Here is a 16,706-nt window from a genome sequence, read left to right on the forward strand (position 1 = left end):
CAACGCACCCACGCGCTCAGCGTCTGGAACATCCACTACAACTACCATCGACCACACTCCACCGCCGGAAACCAGCCACCAGCCAGCCGCCTCCACACCGGCGTCACCAACGTCCAGGCCTCATACATCTAGTGCTTACCCGACGCTTCAGTCGATTCGCGGAAAGTGGCGATCGAGGCGCCGTTTGCTCGCGCCCACGTCGTCAGGGCTTCGATCGGCCCCCGAAGCGTGTCCCCGAGTTCGGTCAAGCCGTACTCGACGCGTGGCGGCGCTTCTGCATACACTCGCCGCTCCACGAGGCCGTGTTCTTGAAGTCGGCGCAACGTCTGTGTCAGCACCTTGCGCGAGACCCCACCGATCAGTTCGACGAGCTCGCTGTGCCGCTGCGGGCCTTCGCTCAGCGCAAACAGTGTCACCACAGTCCATTTGCCGGAGATGAGCTCAATGGCCGACCTGGCGGGGCAGTCGGCAAGGAAGACGGTTCCGGCGCGGAGACTCATGGCCCGAAGGGTACCTTTTGGTACCTGACAGCTCCCTAGCGTCGACGGCATGCAGTGCACCGCACTGCCCGTCAACCAGTGGAGGATCGCAATGTTCATCACCTACGTCGTCATCACCATGGTCATGTCGGTAGTGCTCGTGGTCTCGGCCGGCGCAAAATTCACACGGCCACCACGGATGGTCCAGCAGATGTCGACTCTCGAATTGTCGTTCACCCTGCTGCCATTTTTGGGCGTCGCTCAGATCGCCGGAGCGGGTGGCCTCATCATCGGAGTTTGGTGGGGACCGTTGGGTATCGCTGCTGCCATATGCTTGACGCTCTACTTCATCGGCGCGGTTGCCGCGCATGTGCGCGTCGGCGACATCAAGGGCGCTCCCCCCGCCGCAGCCCTCGCGATCGTGGCCGCTGTTCTCATCGGCTTGCGTGTCGGTGCCCTTTGACCACCTGTCTGCTCAGGGCGTCGACGTAACTGACGGGCCTTCGGCGCGCCGTAGATACCCGCGGCATCGCTGTGAACGGCGGAACCCGTGGTCGGCGCATCTGGTGGCGGCTATTGCGGGCGCTTTGCCGGGTGATATCGACGTCGCGCACGATCTCGGCGATCGTGCGACGGCGTCCCGCTCGGTGCCGAGTTCGGTTGTCGAGTTCGGTTGTCGCAGCGCGACGCTCAGCTGTTTGCTGGCAGCTTCGGTCAGAACTTGCCAGTGTGGTGTTCGATTCGGTGCCCGAGTCGGGCGGCGAATTCGATGATGAAGTCCTCGGTGAGAGGCGGCCAACCCCAGAAGTCGAACGCGAGGGCGCCGAGGGCGAAGCCGTCTGCCCATTCCCAGCTGGTGATGGGGCTCGGTGCTGTGCAGGAGGGGCAGATTGCTGCGCCGGTGCCTGTTTGTTTCCAAGCGTCGATCGCGTCCGAGAACGGCTGCCATACGTCGAGATCGGCTTCCCATTGTTGCGGGTAGTCGATGATCACGGTGGTGGCCCGGCAGCGTGGGCATACGGCGGAGGCCGGTTCTATGCCGCCCTGTCCGGGATAGTGGTCGTGGCGGCCGACGATGACGGCGACGGGACCCGGGATCCAGTCGGCGCCCCATTCCTGGGTGATCTGCGGCCAGTCCGGGCCTGGCACATAACCTTCGTCGACCTGGAGGCTGTACATCGCGTCGCGCGAAGTCTCCCGAAGCAGCCATCGCCGCGACACCATCCAGTCCACCATGCGCTCGGCCGGCATGCTCGCGTCGGCCGAGGCTACATCGAGGTCGATGATTCGTTCGAAATAGTCACCCACACCCGCATCCTGCCACCAAGGACCGACGCCCGTACCCGAGCCAGCGGGACGCCGAGTGGCCCTCATCTGATCGGCAATCAAAAACGTTCCACGGCAAAAGGATTGGAATGACGTCGCCGCTGCCGCAAGGAGTGGTGGCGAGATCCGCGGAGCTGAACTCAGCGGTCCAGCAGCGCCGACAGCGTTGCGGCGACTGCCGGAATCGAAGGGCGAAAGGGACGATTACTGCTTGCGTACGACCAATTCCAGCGCGATGTTGTCCGGGTCGCGGAATTCCAGAATGTACATGGGACCGAGGTCTTTCACCCCCGCGTGCGCGATGCCGAGTTCGTCGAGCAAGGCAGCCGCCGAATCGAGATCCGACCGAGTGGCGAGGGCGAAGGCGAGGTGGTCGAGTCCTACTCGATCTTCGTCGAACTCGTCACTGGCGACAGGTCGAAGTCCGAGCAGCGCGTCCCCCATCTGGTAGATCACACCGCCGAAGAGGAACCCGAATCGCGCACGGGTGGCTTCGTCCGCGTCCGCGGGACACTCCCAAGCGATCGGCCATCCGAAGACGGCGTCATAGAAAGCCCGGGATCTGGCGATATCGGTCACTGTCAAGCGGGCATGGTCGAACGAACTGGTGGAGATCGGCATGATCGAGATCCTGTCATGATCACCCGGCTTCGTTGAGGTGACCCGGTCACTCGGCCGCGGGGAATCTCGCGCATCTACTGCGACGCTGGAGCGCCGATGCCCATGCCAGGACCGCGCCGATGCGTAGGCGAGTCGTCCGAGTTCGCCGGTGGTCAGGTCGCGGCGTGGCGATCGCGTCTTGTATCCGACCAGTTCGCGGAGGTGCGGAGTCCCGTGGACCAACTGCGCCACGGATGGAAGGGCTCGGACAGCGGAGTCGGAATCGCGGTGGCCTGCGCAGTGTTCAGCTGTCGTGGTGCACAATCCTCCTCATGGCACGGTCTCTGCCCGAGGGCGAATCACTTCTGCTGCGTACCGACTTCACCGACGACGCGGCGTGGGCCCAGACCCTCGCGGCGGTATTCGCGTCCTACGGCGAAGACACAATGACGGAACTGACGCCCATCGATGATGCGGCCTTCGACAGGCTGACACTCGATGAACTGGTCGAGCTGGTCGACGGCCAGACCTACGTGTTCCTCGCCGACGCCACCACGATGACCGACTCCGAGCACCCGATCCTGGCGGTCGACACCAGCGACGAGGACGGCCGCGGCGGCTACCCGGTGTTCCGGATCGCGCCGAGCGCGATAGCCGAGGTCGAGGTCAACTTCCTCCTCTCCAACATGGACTTCGGCGACTTCGCTGACAACGTCGACGATGACGGGGTATTCCGCGGCTTCAACCGGTAGGCACGGACACCACTCTCGATAGCGCCCTGACCACCGAATCCGGCTCGGATGACGGGGTAGCCGACCGGCGGCGAAAGAAATGATCGCGGAAAATCAACCGGATATGGCTTTACGCCTGGTGAGGTCCGGTGAGCACCGATGAGTTTCGAGCGCGTGGGAGGTCTACACCGTCATGAGGAAACTGATCTACGGGTTCAGCGTGTCCCTGGACGGCTACATCAACGACCGCGACGGCGGCATCGACTGGACCAACCCGGACGATGAGCTGCACCAGTTCCACAACGACCGCTACCGCGAGATCGAGGTCTCGCTGCACGGCCGCCGGCTGTACGAGTTGATGGCCGAGTACTGGCCGCACGTGCCCGAGGACGCGCCGCGCATCGAGCGTGAGTTCGGCAGGCTCTGGACGGAGAAGCCCAAGGTCGTCTTCTCCCGGACGCTCACCGAGGTCCACTGGAACAGCACCCTGGTCAGTGAGAACGCGGTCGAGGAAGTCCGCAAGCTCAAGTCTGGAGGCGATGGCGTCATGGAGGTCGGTGGCGCGAACCTCGCGGCCTCGCTGATGCCGCACGGGCTTATCGATGAGTACCAGCTGTTCTTCTTGCCCGTGGTGCTCGGTGGCGGCACACCGCTCTTTCCGTCGCTGGACAAGCGCGTCCAGCTTCGATTGGCCGAGACGAGGCACTTCAACACCGCGGTGATGCTGCGCTATCGCGCCGACTGAGCGTCCGTTCAACCCCAGCAGCCTCGGCCGAGCGCGACCGTCGCGCGGCAGCCGAATCATGCCCCACCACCCGCCGAGTCGATCCACCCCGTGTACACGATCTCGGCTGCAGCGATGAATCTCGGGTGGATCCGTCGTCGGTACCTCTGGATACACCGAGGGACAGGAGTCCAGACATGACGAGACCGTTTCGATTCGGGGTCGTTGCCCCGCTCAGAACCGACCTGCCGACCTGGCGAGATCGCGTGCGCCGCATCGCCGACAGCGGCTACTCGACGCTGCTGGTGCCCGACTTCCCGCAGATGCAACCAGCGCCCGGTCCCATGCTGGCCACCGTCGCGGCCCTGACCGACCTGCGCGTGGGCACGTGGGTGTACGCCTCTCCGCTACGCCCGGCCTGGCTGACTGCGTGGGAAGCGCACTCGCTGTCGCTCCTGACCGACGGTCGCTTCGAGATGGGGATCGGCACCGGCAGACCGGGAATCGAGGACGAGATCCGTGACAAGGGACTGCCCGGCGTACCGCCGCCGAACGAGCGGCTGGCACAGGTACGCGAGACCGTCAGGACGCTGCGAGATCTCGACGGACCCGACCGTCACACGCCCGTGGCCATGGCCGTACTCGGTCCGAAGGCCCGGGCGTTGGCGGCCGAGGTCGCGGACACGGTCACCTTCGCGCTGGGGGATCAGCCTAGGGGCGAAGTCGAGCGGCTGGCACGCGACTTCCGCACCATCGGAAACGTCGAGCTCGCGCTCGCCGTGCCGGTTATCGGTGACACCGTCGCGCCGCACATGGCGCACCCCGCCACCGACCCTGCTGCGCTTCGCGCGGCGGACGCACTGACCGTACTTCCGGATGATCCGGCGGCCGCCGCCGAGGAAATCCAGCGGCGACGGGAAGAGATCGGCTTCTCCTATTTCGTCTTCGGCGCCGACTTCGCCGAAAGGTTCGCTCCGGTCGTCGCCGAGCTCGCCGGACGGTAGTAGACAGCGAGGATCCGTGAATGTTCCGGACGGGGCCGGTGCACGACCGCTACCGGCCGCTGATCACCCAGCGTGCGCCGTCGCGGGCGACCGACGCTGCCCGCAGCATTTCCGAACAGATCGCCGCTGCACCTACCGCCCCTTGTCCACACTTCGTGCGCTCGTGGTGCGCGTGATCGAAGGAGAACCTTCGGGTTCACCGGAGGTTGAAGCCGGGGCGGTCTGGGGTGCGTGGCCGCCATCTCCGAGTGGTCACAGCAGTCGGTATTCCGCAGCGGGGTTTGGCCCCCTCCGCGTATCGTTCCTCCCGCAGTGTGCACGTTCTCTCCTGAGGAACCACGCAGTTTCTACTCGCTACCACTCGGGCGGCTCGTCCGAGACGGTTACCGATTCAGACCGCACGGAACCAGGACAAGGAGATCGTCATGAAAGCCACACGCCTCGTACGTATGGGTCTTCCCCCGTTCTTCGCCGCCGCGGCGGCACTGTTGTTCTGTCCCCCGAGTGCCTCCGCGCAGGAGATGTGGACCTACAACTGCTCATCTCATTCACCAGTGTGGGAGGGCAGGGTGACCGCCATTGAATGCACCGCGGAGAATGGTGCACCGATGAGCGGAGAGATCACGCAGCCGTTTCGGGTGAACGGTGGCGAGATCGTGAGCTGCTCGTCGGGATGGGCTGACCTTCCCGACGTGATGGGCAGGGAGTGCGAAGCGGCGCCGATGTGATAGGTGATCGGCTGGTGGGCGAATGAGCCTTGTCGATTGCGGCGAGGCCCGCTCGCTCGCCCGAGGCTAGGGAAGTCTGGCCTTGCGAGATTGCCGCAGCATGCTCGTAGCGTCGCCCTGTCATGATTCGCGAATGGCGTGAATCGCCTGGGTTCGGGTTGTGTCGCGGGGCGGTGACCAGACATCAGTGCGGCCCCGCCAAGTGTGGCGGGGCCGCACGCCGGCACCGTGGTCATGAGACGGACCTACTAGTCGTTCAGCCTGGAGTGAGGCCGGTGGGGGCCGCCAGGGGTGAGGTTGGTCTGGCCACCCGGGGTCAAATTGGTCTGGCCACCGGGGGTCAGATTGGTCTGCGGACCGCACACCAGATTGGGCCAGCGACAAGTCGGCAGGTTGGGGTCCTGTTCGGCTTGGGCGACGCCGGCCGTTACCAGGCCCACGCCCAGCAGGGCGGGTGCCGCGGCGATCGCCACGGCGCGTGCGAACCGGTGGGCGCGGCGGGTCGAGCGCTGGTTGCTCGTCATGTGAAGTGCTCCTTCGTGTCGTGTGACGGGGCGGTCCCGCTGTCGTGGTGACGCGGTCAAGCCTCATCGACGCCGGACCACATCGAAAGGACACCCAGGGTGCGCGACAACCCACCCTCAACGTGGTTCGATCCCACCAAGGTGGGCTGCGGTTCCGGTCACCCCGACGGTTGGAAGCCATCGACAAATACGACCTCGCCGGTGCGTGGGCACGGCGAGTCCCGCTCGTGCGGTGTTTGCTGCCGGGTGACAAGACCGGAGTGGCGAGGATCGGTTATCGGCATGCAGGTGAAATCGGGCATTCAACTGATCGAACTGAGTGTCGCCGAGCTGCCATCGGCATAGATGTTGTTTCGTGGGCCGGTGACGGTTCCGCTCATGCGTCGGTGACGGTGAGGACGATCTTTCCGGTGGTTCGGTGTAGTTCGATCGAGCGGTGCGCGTCGGCTGCGCGTTCCAACGGAAATACCGTTTCGATGTGTGCCGCGAGTTCGTGCTTTGCGGCTAGGTCTGCGATCGCTTCCAAGTTCGCGCGGTCCGGTTCCACCAGGAATCCGCTGGCGCGTACGCCGAGCTGTGTTGCTCGCTTGTGCATGCCGGGTGTCCACGCGGCTTGGCTGTTGACGAGGATGCCGCCGGGCACCAAGGTTTCGAGGGTTCGCAGAGCGGGCTCGCCGCCGAACATTTGAATGACAATGTCGATGTCGCGGACCGTCGCCGGAACGTCGGTGGTGGTGTAATCGATGACCTCGTCGGCGCCCTGGGCGCGCACGAACTCGTGCTTGGACCGCTGGGCGGTGCCGATGACGTAGGCGCCGAACGATTTCGCGATCTGTACCGCGAGATGCCCGACGCCACCGGCGGCCGCCGAGACCAGCACTCGGTGACCGGCCCTCACCGCACCGACCTCGACCAGCATTTGCCACGCTGACAGGGCCGCTAGCGGAAGTGCGGCCGCATGGATGAAATCGATCCCGTCGGGGATTCGCGCGAACTGGCGCGACGGTGCCGTGACGTACTCTGCGTACGCTCCGGCCGCACGCGGGAAGTGCAGCATTCCGAAGACGCGGTCCCCCGGCCGGAAGCGGGTGACGCCATACCCCACCTGCTCGACTACGCCGGCCACGTCCCATCCGTTGATGAACGGGAGTGCGAGTACGCGGTTGTAGGCGTCGCCTCGGCGGGTGTAGGCGTCCACGGGATTGACGCCCGCGGCGACGACTCGCACAAGGACTTCGGTGAACTGGGGTTCTGGTTCAGCCGTGTCGACCAGTTCCATGACTTCCGGGCCGCCCCAGTGGCGCTGTTGGATAGCACGCATTGTCTTGCCTTCTCGATCGGATCAGCTGTCGGTGGATTCGGCAGCGGCCAAAAGCTCGCCTACGAGTTCTGTTGGGGCGGTGGTCATCACGTCGTGACCTGAAGCAATATGGGTTACTGGCCAACCGAATGCGCGCGCCCACTCGGTGAACGGCATGCCGTTGCCCGGTGTCATGGTGATCGCGTGGGTGTCGATGTGATCGACGCTTCCGGTGAGGCGGGTCGGTTCCACGAAGCTGCGCAGGGGCTGGGCAGACAGTCGGGCGCGCAGCCAGGCGACTTCGTCCGGATCATGGACGCCGAACTGTTCGGGAGCCGGCGGCGGGATGCGCCGGCCGTCGCGTCGCGCGAATGTCGACATGGCCTCGGTGAACCATTGCGGCGCACGATCGAACATCGATTCGCCGTCGGCGCCGACCCACGCGTCGACCAGGATCAGTTGTCGAATCCGTTGCGGCTCGGCATCGGCCGCGGCGCGAGCGACGAATCCGGCATAACTGTGTCCCACCAGAACCACCTCGGCGAGGTCGCGTTCGCGCAGCAGTTCGACGACGTCGGCCACATGGGTGGACAGCCCGACGTCGGGAGTGAGCTGTTCGGCGCGGTCACCGAGGCCGGTCAGTGTGGGGGCGTACACGGTATGCCCGGTGTGCCGCAGGGGCTCGGCGACCTTGTCCCAAGCCCATGCGCCGTACCAGGCACCGTGGGCCAAGACGAAGGTCAGTGATGTTCCGGTCATCGAATCCTCCATATAAGTGGACGACTGTACTATTACTTTGCTGGGGATTCAGTGTCAACACTCTTCCTATTCGCGAGAAGGTGCTGTTAGCAGCGTGGACTAAAATAGGACGCACGTCCATGTAGTATGCTTGCGCCTATCGAAAGGTGGTGCGCGTGGCGAGTGACGGAAGGGTCGACGGCCGGGTGCGTCGCGGTGAGCTTTCGCGCCGTGCGATCTTGGATCGGGCGATGGACATCGCCTCGGTCGAAGGACTGGAGAGCCTGTCGGTGCGGCGGCTGTCCACCGAGCTCGATCTGAGCAAGAGTGGGGTGTTCGCGCAGTTCGGCTCGAAAGAGGAACTGCAGGTCGCGACAGTGCGCGCTGCGGTGGAGGTGTTCACCTCGCATGTCGTGAAGCCCGCACGGCGCGCACCGGCCGGAATACGGCGAGTGCGGGCACTGGCGGAGTCGTGGCTCGATTATGCGGCGAAGCCGGTTTTCAGCGGCGGCTGCTTCTTCCTGTCGACGGTCTCGGAGTTCGATGCACGGCCAGGGCGGGTGCGCGATGCCATCGCCGCGGCCCGACGGGACTGGCTGCGGCTCTACCAGACCGCCGCCTCCGAAGCTGTCGCACTCGGAGAAATCGACGCCCGCGTCGATCCCGCAGACCTCGCGTTCGAGCTGGATGCCATCGCACGCACGGCCGGCCAGGACGCACTACTGTTCGACGATCCGTCTCACTACGAGCAGGCTCGCCGCATGATCGCAACGCGATTGGTCGCCATAGCAACCAGCCCGACCTTCTTGGAATAACCGAACATCGCAGGCGGCGAGCCGAATCGGTGCCGCCAGGGATCTCGACCTTTCCGGCCTCCTCGACGCGGAGGCGTGCAGACGATGTGTTCCACAACACAGTCACGCGGCGTCCTGCTGTCTCGTCTCCGATACGTAATCCGATCCCTACAAATGTGGTGAGCCAGGAGGCCGCTGTGTTCGAATTCCCGGAGCCGGTGTGGCCGGTTGTCATACTCGCTTTCATCCAGTTCGGCGACGCGCTGATGTGCATCAAGCCGGCGAAATTCATCGCCGAATGCTTCGAGGACGTCCAATGGCCACGGCGGTACTGGTGGATGATGTCCCCGATCAAGTTCAGTGCCGCAGCCGGACTGATCGGAGGACTATGGATCCCCTACCTGACGGCACTGACGTGCGCTGCCCTGATCGCCTACTTCGTGATCGCCATAGGCATGCATGTCGTAGCCGAAGACTTCGGACGTAATCTTTTTCTCAACGCCACCATCATGCTGCTCATCTGCATCGGCGCCGCAGTTCTGTCGTACGGTACCTGAGCGCGTCGACGCCGCAACGGGATTCACAGTCACTCAGCAGGCTATCGAACCGAGTGTCGTTGCAGTATCGCGCCGTCGCGCGTGCTCTGCACCCTCTGTACTGCCTGCTCGTCGATCATGAGTTCCCCTTGCCGGTGACAGCCGATGACGGGAGCAATGGCGATGGCTTTGTCGTCACGCGAGATAGAGAGGATCCGGCACTTCAACCCGTCAACTGTGCTCTAGATCATAGTTGTAGTTGACCTTAGGTCAGGGTGGAGGCTCGTCGCAGCGGCACGACGCCGACCGGACACAACAGATTCGATGGAGCGAAACCACCATGTCGATCACCCTTTCCGACCAGGACAAGAGCGCTCTGCGGACTGCCGCGTACGGCGCCGTGTCGCTGATCGCCGCCGCCGGTGCCGCCGGCAAGCCCCACAAGATCGCCACCGACGGCTCCACCGCCCTGTACACCGCGACCGGGCCCGTCGGGCACGTACTCGCCGCGAAATCAAGAGACATCGACCTGACAGGCAAGTCGGTGGCCGAACTCGCCGACCAGGTGCTGCCGGCCCTGGCCGCAGCCATGAGCCTGCTCGAGCAGCAGGATCCGGCCGAGGCCGGCCACTTCCGCAACACCGTCCTCGTCGCCATCGAAGCAGCCCAGGCCCAACCGGGTCAGTCCAGCCCCGCGACAGCCGAGATGGCCCGCAAGATCACCGCCGCCCTCGACGCCACCAGGGCGGGCACCTCAGGCGAGGCCGTTGTACCGAATGTCGCTGCCGGACAAGATCGACCGGAACTGCAGAAGGCGATCGATGAGATCGCCGATTCCGGTTTCGTCGGGGTGTCGCTGCGCGTGCGCGACGAGCGGGGCGAGTGGGTCGGCAGTGCCGGGGTGGCCGAGTTGGGCGGGACGGCGAAGCCGCCGATCGATGGGCACGTCCGGATCGCCAGCAATACCAAGACATTCACTGCGGCCCTGGTGCTGCAGCTGGTGGCCGAGGGCAAGATCGGGCTGGACACCCCGGCGGCCGAGTATCTGTCCGAGTTCGGGCTGGACGAGCGGATCACGGTGCGGATGCTGTTGCAGCACACGAGCGGGGTGTTCAACTTCACCGGCGAGCTTTACGAGGACGGGACGGTGGTGCCGGGGATCCCCGCGCCGGGTACCCCCTTGGGTAAGGAGTGGGTGGAGGACCGGTTCAAGACCTACCGGCCGCAGGAGTTGGTGGAGCTGGCGCTGTCCAAGCCGGCGCGGTTCGAGCCGGGGACGAAGTGGAGTTATTCCAACACCAACTATGTGCTGGCCCGGCTGCTGATCGAGAAGGTCACCGGCCGCTCGTTCGCCGAGGAGATGCAGCGACTGATCCTGGGACCGCTCGGGCTTTCGGGCACCGTGGTGCCGGAAACCTCGCCGGAGATCCCCGAGCCGCACGCCCACGCCTACTACCGGTACGAGGAGGACGGCGAGGAGAGGACCGTCGATGTGACCCGCCACAACCCATCCTGGAATCCCTGCGGCGGTGACATGATCTCGACCACCCGGGACCTGGCCACGTTCATCTCGGCGCTGCTGAGTGGCAAAGTCCTTCCGGCCGAGCTGCTGGCCGAGATGTGCACGCCGCATCCGACGGGCATCCCGACCATGGACTACGGCCTGGGGGTATTCGTGCGGGATCTGGGTTCGGACGGCGGCATCGTCATCACTCATAACGGCGGCCATGCGGGCTACGCGACGCTGATGTACAGCACCCCCGACGGCGGTAAGACCATGACCGCCTCGCTGACCTGCGTGGACGACTCCGCAATGTCTGTGGCGGTGCCATTCCAGAACGCCCAGCAACGGCTCCTCGCCGAGGTATTCGGCGGCGCGCAGGCCGATCCGCGTCAGTAGCAGGCGAATCGGGCCACGAGGAACACTTGTCATGCACGCCTTCGAAGACACACCACAGAACGGGATAGTCGAGCGGCTGCTGGGCAGGCACTCCCTGCCGCTGTCGGTCGTGTTACATCTTGTCCCCGGCGCTCTGATCGTCGTCGTCTACCTGTTGATCGGCGAACCAGTCGTCGAGGACATCGGTTATCCGGCCTTCGCGGGCTGGGCGATCGCTCTGTGCCTGGTTCTGATACCGGTCCTGTGGGGGCTGCTGTGGCTGGGCCGCAAGCACAACGGCTGCTTCTCGCTGCGCGGCGTGCTGCAATACACCGACAAGCCGGTCCCGCGCGGAAAGCTGGTGGCGATGGTCATCGCGCTCATCGTGTGGATGATGGTGCTGGGGTTCGCACTGGCACCGGTGAACAACTTCTCCTTCGAAAACTTCTTCACATGGCTCCCGTACGCGGACACCGGCGGCAGCGGCAACAACACCTATCTCGACCTCGATGAATACCCGCACTCGATCGTGCTCACCACGATGGTCGTCTGCCTGCCGCTGACCGGAATCTCCCTGCCGCTCATCGAGGAGCTGTACTTCCGCGGTTTCCTGCTGCCCCGCATCGACCACCTGGGCGGATGGGCGCCGGTGGTCAGCACGGTCTTGTTCGCGCTGTACCACTTCTGGTCGCCGTGGGTGTTCGTGTCGCGAGTGATCTTCACGTTCCCGGGGTACTGGTTCGCTTGGCGGAACAAGGACATTCGGCTGTCGATCGGGATGCACGTCGGCGTGACCTCGATCGTGGCGACGATCGGCACCATTGCCGTTGCGCTAGAACTCATCTAGTGGCGCGTGTTGGCTGCGGTGTGTGCGGCGCCGTCGTATCGGATGGCCGTTGAGGTGGGAGTCCCGTCAGGCCGGGGTGTGCACGGTCGCCGGGCTCGAGGACAAGGCAGGCTGAGCAGATGAGGAACGGAGTCACGATCGGGCAGGCGGCGGCATTCGTCGGCGTCACGGTGAAGACGGTGCGGCACTACCACAAGCTCGGCCTGGTCGCAGAGCCGGTACGTGACAGCTCCGGTTTCCGGCGGTACGGATCGGGCGATCTGTTGCGGCTGGTGCAGGTCCGGACACTGGCCGCCGCCGGGGTGCCGCTGGCCGAGATCGGGCCCCTGCTCGACGCCGACGCCACGCAGTTCGCTGCCGCGCTCGCCGACGTCGGACGGCAGCTCACCGAACGGATCGAGGATTTGATCGCGCGGCGTGACACGCTGGACCGGCTGGCCGATGGCGACCGCGCGCTCCTGGGCGACCGCGCGGTAGCACTGCTGGAGCGGATGGCCGGCCTCGGCTTCCCCGCGGACGAGGTGGCGACCGCCCGGGAGGGCTGGGTGCTGGCCAAGGCCTTGGTCCCGGAAGGCTTCGACGACTACATCACTCATGTCGAGCACGCACTCGACGACTCCCGGTACGTCGCCTTGATCAAACGCGCCGCCGAGGCTGCGGCCTGGGAACCGGACGACCCGCGCATCGCCGAGCTCGCCACCGCCATGGCCGACCACTACCTCGCCAACCCCGCCCACCTGAAAATCGTGACCGCCCTACAAGCCCGCACCGAGGCCGCGACCCGGTACACACTGATCGCCCACCACGGCGAAGAGCAGACATCGGCCACGACGCGGGCGGCCGCGGTTCTCGAGACCAAGCTCCGCGCTGCCGGCATTCATATCCCCAGACCGGACTCCCACTGACCGCGCCGTGCTCCGTTCCTTCGACTCGGCGACCGGTCGGGGCCTTGCACCTCGAGACACCGCTGGAGCGACTGCACGGCGTCACACCGGCGAGCCGTCCACGATCAGCACCATGTCCGGGTCGGGGCGCGGATCAGAACACTGTCTCGCGAACCCGCAGCGGCCGGTAACCGGTGGGACCGAGCTGGGTGAGTTCGGCGTCGATGTCGACCCGCGAATGTCCGGGAAGATCTCCTGATTCCCTTGGGCTGGAACGCCGAAGTTCAGGACTGCCTGCAGCGACTCGTCCGCTCCGTGCCCCGCCAACTGGACCCGGACGCGCGAGTGAGAGTGGTCGCCGCCGAAGGCGTGGGGGACGATCCAGCATCGACGAGCCGCTCCACATCCAACGAGGAGGCGGCCGACTCGACCGGTGACTTCGTGCGGCCCCTGCCGACATCCAACGCCGACGTGTGGCCGCGCCTGTTGGACCTCACCTTTCAGTTTCTGGGCAGCCAGGAAGCGCGCTACCGAACGGGGATTTACGAAGAGGAGGTCAACGACGCGCTGGCGGCGATTCGAAACATCGCAGAATAAGCAGCGGTAGGTTGATCGGCGCACGTCTCGGCGCCCTGCCGGATTTACCGGTCGTCCGCTGCTTCGTCGTTGGCTTCCTGCTCGTCTCGCCTACTCACTCGGGAGATCGGTATGCGTCGTACACGGTTTTTGTCGGCTTGTGTGGCTGTGCTGATGGCCGCCGCCCTCGGCGGGGCGGGTGAGGCCACCGCCGGAGTGGACTCCTCGTGTGGCGGGGCGTCGTTCGCCGGGGACATGCTCAACGCCCACAACCAGTACCGCGCAAAACACGGCTCGCCGAGAATGGTGCTCGATCCGGCGGTGTCGGCTTCGGCCCAGAAGTGGGCCGAAAACCTCGCCGCCACGCAGAATTTCGAGCATTCGAAGGGCTCGGGCAACGGCGAGAACCTCGCTGCCATGTGGGGTGGCCGGCACACCGGCTTCTCGGCGACGAAAGCGTGGTACGACGAGATCAAGGACTACAATTTCGACACACCGACCGGGTTCTCCATGCAGACAGGGCATTTCACGCAGGTGGTCTGGAAGGCCAGCACCAAGCTCGGGGTCGGGGTCGCCTGCAACACCGGCGGAAGAGGCGGGCAGTACGTCGTCGCCCAGTACAACCCGCCCGGCAACATGATGGGCAACAACAACCAGTACTTCCGGGAGAACGTGCAGCGCGGATAGCCGTCCGGCCCAGGGCGGGGCGCGGCAGCGTTTTCGGCCCAGCCGCCGGCGACGCCAGTTCTCGGCGGTCATGGCCTCGGACTACCGTGCCGCCGGGAGGGCCTGTCTCTGACCAACTCCCCGCGTCCAACTCGCCGCTGCCGGTGACCACCAGTGCAGCTGGTGCGCGCGCCGCCCCACGGCGCCGACGTCGATCGCGCGATCGCATCAAAATTAGCCGATACCAACATCTTCCGCGTGATTGTGGTGTCAAATTGCGGTTGTTCGTTGGTGTAGTAGGCGACCGGTGTAACAGTCAGGAGTGCGCGCGTGCAACGTGAAATTGATTCGGCTGTCTTCCCACATCTGGAGGGGGACCTGGACCGCGTCCGTGACGTTCTCGGACCCGTGCAGATGCAGGGCAGGCCCGAGCTGACCGCGCTCACCGACGACGGGGCCGACACCTCCCGTCGCCTGGTGCGCCCCACTTTGACGTTGTTGTCGTACTACCTGCTCACCGATCCCGCGGTCCCGGCCGACGACCGGGTTGTGCGCGCAGCCGCTGCCGTCGAGTTGCTGCATCTGGGCTCGCTTTACCACGACGACGTCGTCGATCACGCGTACGAGCGGCGAGGCCGTCCCAGTGCCAACGCGGTGTGGGGTTCCCATATGGCTGTATTGGGTGGTGACTCCGTGATACTCACGAGCGTGCGCACGCTGGCCGAACTCGGTCAGCGTGAAGTTCTCGCGGGGGCGATCGCGGGCGAGCAGATGTGCGCGGGGATGGTGATCGAGGCCGCCGACCTCTACGTAGCCTCTCGCAGCGAGCAGTCCTACCTGGACGCGATCGACGGCAAAACCGCGGCGGTGCTGTCGCTGGCCTGCCGGGTGGGGGCGATGCAGGCCGGCCGTTCCGAGGATGAGGAAGAGGCGTTGGCGTCGTTCGGCCGACACTTCGGGCTGGCATACCAGCTGTATGACGACATCCTCGATCTCACCTCGACCGCCGAGGAAACCGGCAAGCCCGTCAACACGGATCTGCCCGAGGGCATCTACACCCTTCCCGTGATCCGCGCCGTTGCCCGCGACGACGACCTCGCCCGCCTGCTGCGCAGAGCGATGACGCGTGAGCAAGCTGCACATGCGCGCGAGCTCGTCATCGCCTCCGGCGCCGTGGACGAAGCACGAGCGAAAGCCGATGAGTTCCTCGACCAGGCCGCCGGTCAGCTCGCCGCCCTGCCCGTGGACCCGCGCACCCGCGCCGCGATGACCGCCTACGCCGGGTCCGTACTCGACCGGCGAACTCCTGGCCCCGCGGTTCATCAGCAGTCGACACAGCCACCTGAGGCGCACAGCGATGCGCTCCCGCCGCAGGTCGCGCAATCATTGCGGAGCTGGATGGTGGACACCGGGTTCGTCGTCTCCCCGGACGAGGCCGACTACCACCGGTGGATAGGAGCGATCCGGATCCCGCGGCGCTGGGCCCCAGCAGTGAATCCGGCCGTTGAACAGACCGCCTACCGCATGGCCGTGCTGCTCCTCGCGTGGGACGACCTGTTCGAGGATCCGCAGCTGACCGATCCCGCGGCCATCACCGCACTGAGGCGGGGCATGGTGGCAACACTGCGCCAGGACCCGGAGAAACCGTGGAGGCCAGGTGCGATCCCGACGGCGTGGGCGAGTTTGTGGCCGCGCCTGCGCGAGGGCCGCAGCGCCCGCTGGCAGGAGCAGTTCCTCGACGGCCTCGAGGACTGGTGCGAAGCCTGCGAACGCGAAGCGCACCATCGCATCAACGGCTACATCCCGCCCACGGCCGACTACCTGCCGCTGCGGATGTCGACCAGTGGGATCGACACCGCCCTCGCCTGCATGGAGGTGCACCAAGGCCGGGAACTGCCGTCGCAGCTGCGCAACCACCCCGTGATCCGCCGTCTCGAGGAGCTCGCATTCTGGGTGACCTTCGTGGAGAACGACCTGGCGGGGTTGGATCAGGACGAGGCCGACCAAGTCCCCTACAACCTGGTACGGGCGGTCCATCACGAGACCGGCTGCACCCGCAGCGAAGCCGTGGAGCAGGTGCAGCGCCAGGTGGCGGATCAGCGCGCCCAGCTCGAGGCGCTGATCCGCTACGTCCCCGCCCTCCTGCGCGTGCTTCCAGGACTGTCGGGCAAGGGTAAGGACTACGCGGAGATATACATGAACATGACCCGCGTCGGGCTCTGGGCGCGGGAGAGCGAGCGGTACGAGCAGAATTCCGGTCCCGCGGTTTCCGCGGCGCCGGACTTGGAACACTTGCGACGTGAGGTCTACTACTACCCGGCTACCGAACCGGCTCCCGCCACGCCGTAAGTCGCGCAGTCGGCAAGGCGA

The 16,706-nt window shown here is 65.5% G+C and carries 19 protein-coding genes and 1 pseudogene; 14 read left to right on the forward strand and 6 right to left on the reverse strand.

What is annotated here, in order from left to right; translation table 11 throughout:
* A pseudogene (locus tag IU450_RS38150) lies at nucleotides 1-132 on the forward strand (IS481 family transposase); the annotation flags it as partial.
* Here IU450_RS38150 and IU450_RS38155 read toward each other — a convergent pair.
* Nucleotides 129-500, reverse strand: coding sequence for a winged helix-turn-helix transcriptional regulator (locus IU450_RS38155; protein WP_195154579.1), 372 nt, complete (start codon nucleotides 498-500; stop codon nucleotides 129-131). The pseudogene IU450_RS38150 and the gene IU450_RS38155 sit on opposite strands and share 4 nt — an antisense overlap.
* A gap of 91 nt (nucleotides 501-591) precedes the next feature.
* Between IU450_RS38155 and IU450_RS38160 the strand changes: the two genes are divergently transcribed.
* Nucleotides 592-942, forward strand: a complete 351-nt coding sequence (locus tag IU450_RS38160; RefSeq protein WP_195154580.1) for a DoxX family protein — start codon at nucleotides 592-594, stop codon at nucleotides 940-942.
* A 251-nt stretch (nucleotides 943-1,193) separates the two neighbouring features.
* On the opposite strand, the gene IU450_RS38165 is transcribed toward IU450_RS38160, so the two are convergent.
* Together IU450_RS38165 and IU450_RS38170 are read right to left on the reverse strand one after the other, a co-directional pair.
* The gene (locus IU450_RS38165; protein ID WP_228835713.1) at nucleotides 1,194-1,868 is read right to left on the reverse strand and encodes a hypothetical protein; all 675 of its coding nucleotides are present in this window, start codon (nucleotides 1,866-1,868) and stop codon (nucleotides 1,194-1,196) included.
* A 141-nt stretch (nucleotides 1,869-2,009) separates the two neighbouring features.
* Complete coding sequence (locus tag IU450_RS38170) at nucleotides 2,010-2,426, reverse strand: VOC family protein (protein ID WP_195154581.1); 417 nt, start codon at nucleotides 2,424-2,426, stop codon at nucleotides 2,010-2,012.
* A 311-nt stretch (nucleotides 2,427-2,737) separates the two neighbouring features.
* On the opposite strand from IU450_RS38170, the gene IU450_RS38175 reads away from it, so the two are divergent.
* From IU450_RS38175 to IU450_RS38190, 4 genes are all read left to right on the forward strand, one after another.
* On the forward strand, nucleotides 2,738-3,157 hold the full coding sequence (locus tag IU450_RS38175; RefSeq protein ID WP_195154582.1) for a DUF6924 domain-containing protein: 420 nt from the start codon (nucleotides 2,738-2,740) through the stop codon (nucleotides 3,155-3,157).
* A 172-nt stretch (nucleotides 3,158-3,329) separates the two neighbouring features.
* Nucleotides 3,330-3,881: a dihydrofolate reductase family protein gene (locus tag IU450_RS38180; protein WP_195154583.1), complete on the forward strand. Its 552-nt coding sequence runs from the start codon at nucleotides 3,330-3,332 to the stop codon at nucleotides 3,879-3,881.
* Between the two features lie 176 nt (nucleotides 3,882-4,057).
* Nucleotides 4,058-4,864, forward strand: coding sequence for an LLM class flavin-dependent oxidoreductase (locus tag IU450_RS38185; RefSeq protein WP_195154584.1), 807 nt, complete (start codon nucleotides 4,058-4,060; stop codon nucleotides 4,862-4,864).
* A 425-nt stretch (nucleotides 4,865-5,289) separates the two neighbouring features.
* On the forward strand, nucleotides 5,290-5,592 hold the full coding sequence (locus IU450_RS38190; RefSeq protein WP_195154585.1) for a hypothetical protein: 303 nt from the start codon (nucleotides 5,290-5,292) through the stop codon (nucleotides 5,590-5,592).
* A 248-nt stretch (nucleotides 5,593-5,840) separates the two neighbouring features.
* Here the strand turns inward: IU450_RS38190 and IU450_RS38195 are convergent, their stop codons facing one another.
* The 3 genes from IU450_RS38195 to IU450_RS38205 form a co-directional block, all read right to left on the reverse strand.
* Nucleotides 5,841-6,116, reverse strand: a complete 276-nt coding sequence (locus IU450_RS38195) for a hypothetical protein (RefSeq protein WP_195154586.1) — start codon at nucleotides 6,114-6,116, stop codon at nucleotides 5,841-5,843.
* Nucleotides 6,117-6,492: 376 nt separating this feature from the next.
* A complete protein-coding gene (locus IU450_RS38200) occupies nucleotides 6,493-7,437 on the reverse strand; it encodes an NADP-dependent oxidoreductase (protein ID WP_195154587.1) in 945 nt (314 codons plus the stop codon).
* A gap of 21 nt (nucleotides 7,438-7,458) precedes the next feature.
* A complete protein-coding gene (locus IU450_RS38205; protein ID WP_195154588.1) occupies nucleotides 7,459-8,175 on the reverse strand; it encodes an alpha/beta fold hydrolase in 717 nt (238 codons plus the stop codon).
* A gap of 155 nt (nucleotides 8,176-8,330) precedes the next feature.
* Here IU450_RS38205 and IU450_RS41170 point away from each other — a divergent pair, with 155 nt between their 5' ends.
* From IU450_RS41170 to IU450_RS38245, 8 genes are all read left to right on the forward strand, one after another.
* Nucleotides 8,331-8,969, forward strand: coding sequence for a TetR/AcrR family transcriptional regulator (locus IU450_RS41170; protein ID WP_324197975.1), 639 nt, complete (start codon nucleotides 8,331-8,333; stop codon nucleotides 8,967-8,969).
* A 176-nt stretch (nucleotides 8,970-9,145) separates the two neighbouring features.
* Nucleotides 9,146-9,505: a DoxX family protein gene (locus IU450_RS41175; protein ID WP_195154589.1), complete on the forward strand. Its 360-nt coding sequence runs from the start codon at nucleotides 9,146-9,148 to the stop codon at nucleotides 9,503-9,505.
* Between the two features lie 319 nt (nucleotides 9,506-9,824).
* Complete coding sequence (locus tag IU450_RS38220) at nucleotides 9,825-11,384, forward strand: serine hydrolase domain-containing protein (protein ID WP_228835714.1); 1,560 nt, start codon at nucleotides 9,825-9,827, stop codon at nucleotides 11,382-11,384.
* Between the two features lie 31 nt (nucleotides 11,385-11,415).
* Nucleotides 11,416-12,210, forward strand: a complete 795-nt coding sequence (locus IU450_RS38225) for a CPBP family intramembrane glutamic endopeptidase (protein ID WP_195154590.1) — start codon at nucleotides 11,416-11,418, stop codon at nucleotides 12,208-12,210.
* Nucleotides 12,211-12,329: 119 nt separating this feature from the next.
* Complete coding sequence (locus IU450_RS38230) at nucleotides 12,330-13,115, forward strand: MerR family transcriptional regulator (RefSeq protein ID WP_195154591.1); 786 nt, start codon at nucleotides 12,330-12,332, stop codon at nucleotides 13,113-13,115.
* 243 nt (nucleotides 13,116-13,358) lie between these two features.
* Nucleotides 13,359-13,691: a hypothetical protein gene (locus IU450_RS38235; RefSeq protein ID WP_195154592.1), complete on the forward strand. Its 333-nt coding sequence runs from the start codon at nucleotides 13,359-13,361 to the stop codon at nucleotides 13,689-13,691.
* Between the two features lie 141 nt (nucleotides 13,692-13,832).
* Nucleotides 13,833-14,357, forward strand: a complete 525-nt coding sequence (locus IU450_RS38240) for a CAP family protein (protein WP_195154593.1) — start codon at nucleotides 13,833-13,835, stop codon at nucleotides 14,355-14,357.
* Nucleotides 14,358-14,666: 309 nt separating this feature from the next.
* Complete coding sequence (locus tag IU450_RS38245) at nucleotides 14,667-16,685, forward strand: polyprenyl synthetase family protein (RefSeq protein ID WP_324197976.1); 2,019 nt, start codon at nucleotides 14,667-14,669, stop codon at nucleotides 16,683-16,685.
* The last annotated feature ends 21 nt before the right edge of the window (nucleotides 16,686-16,706 follow it).

The organism is Nocardia abscessus (genome assembly GCF_015477775.1).
Lineage (GTDB): Bacteria > Actinomycetota > Actinomycetes > Mycobacteriales > Mycobacteriaceae > Nocardia > Nocardia abscessus_A.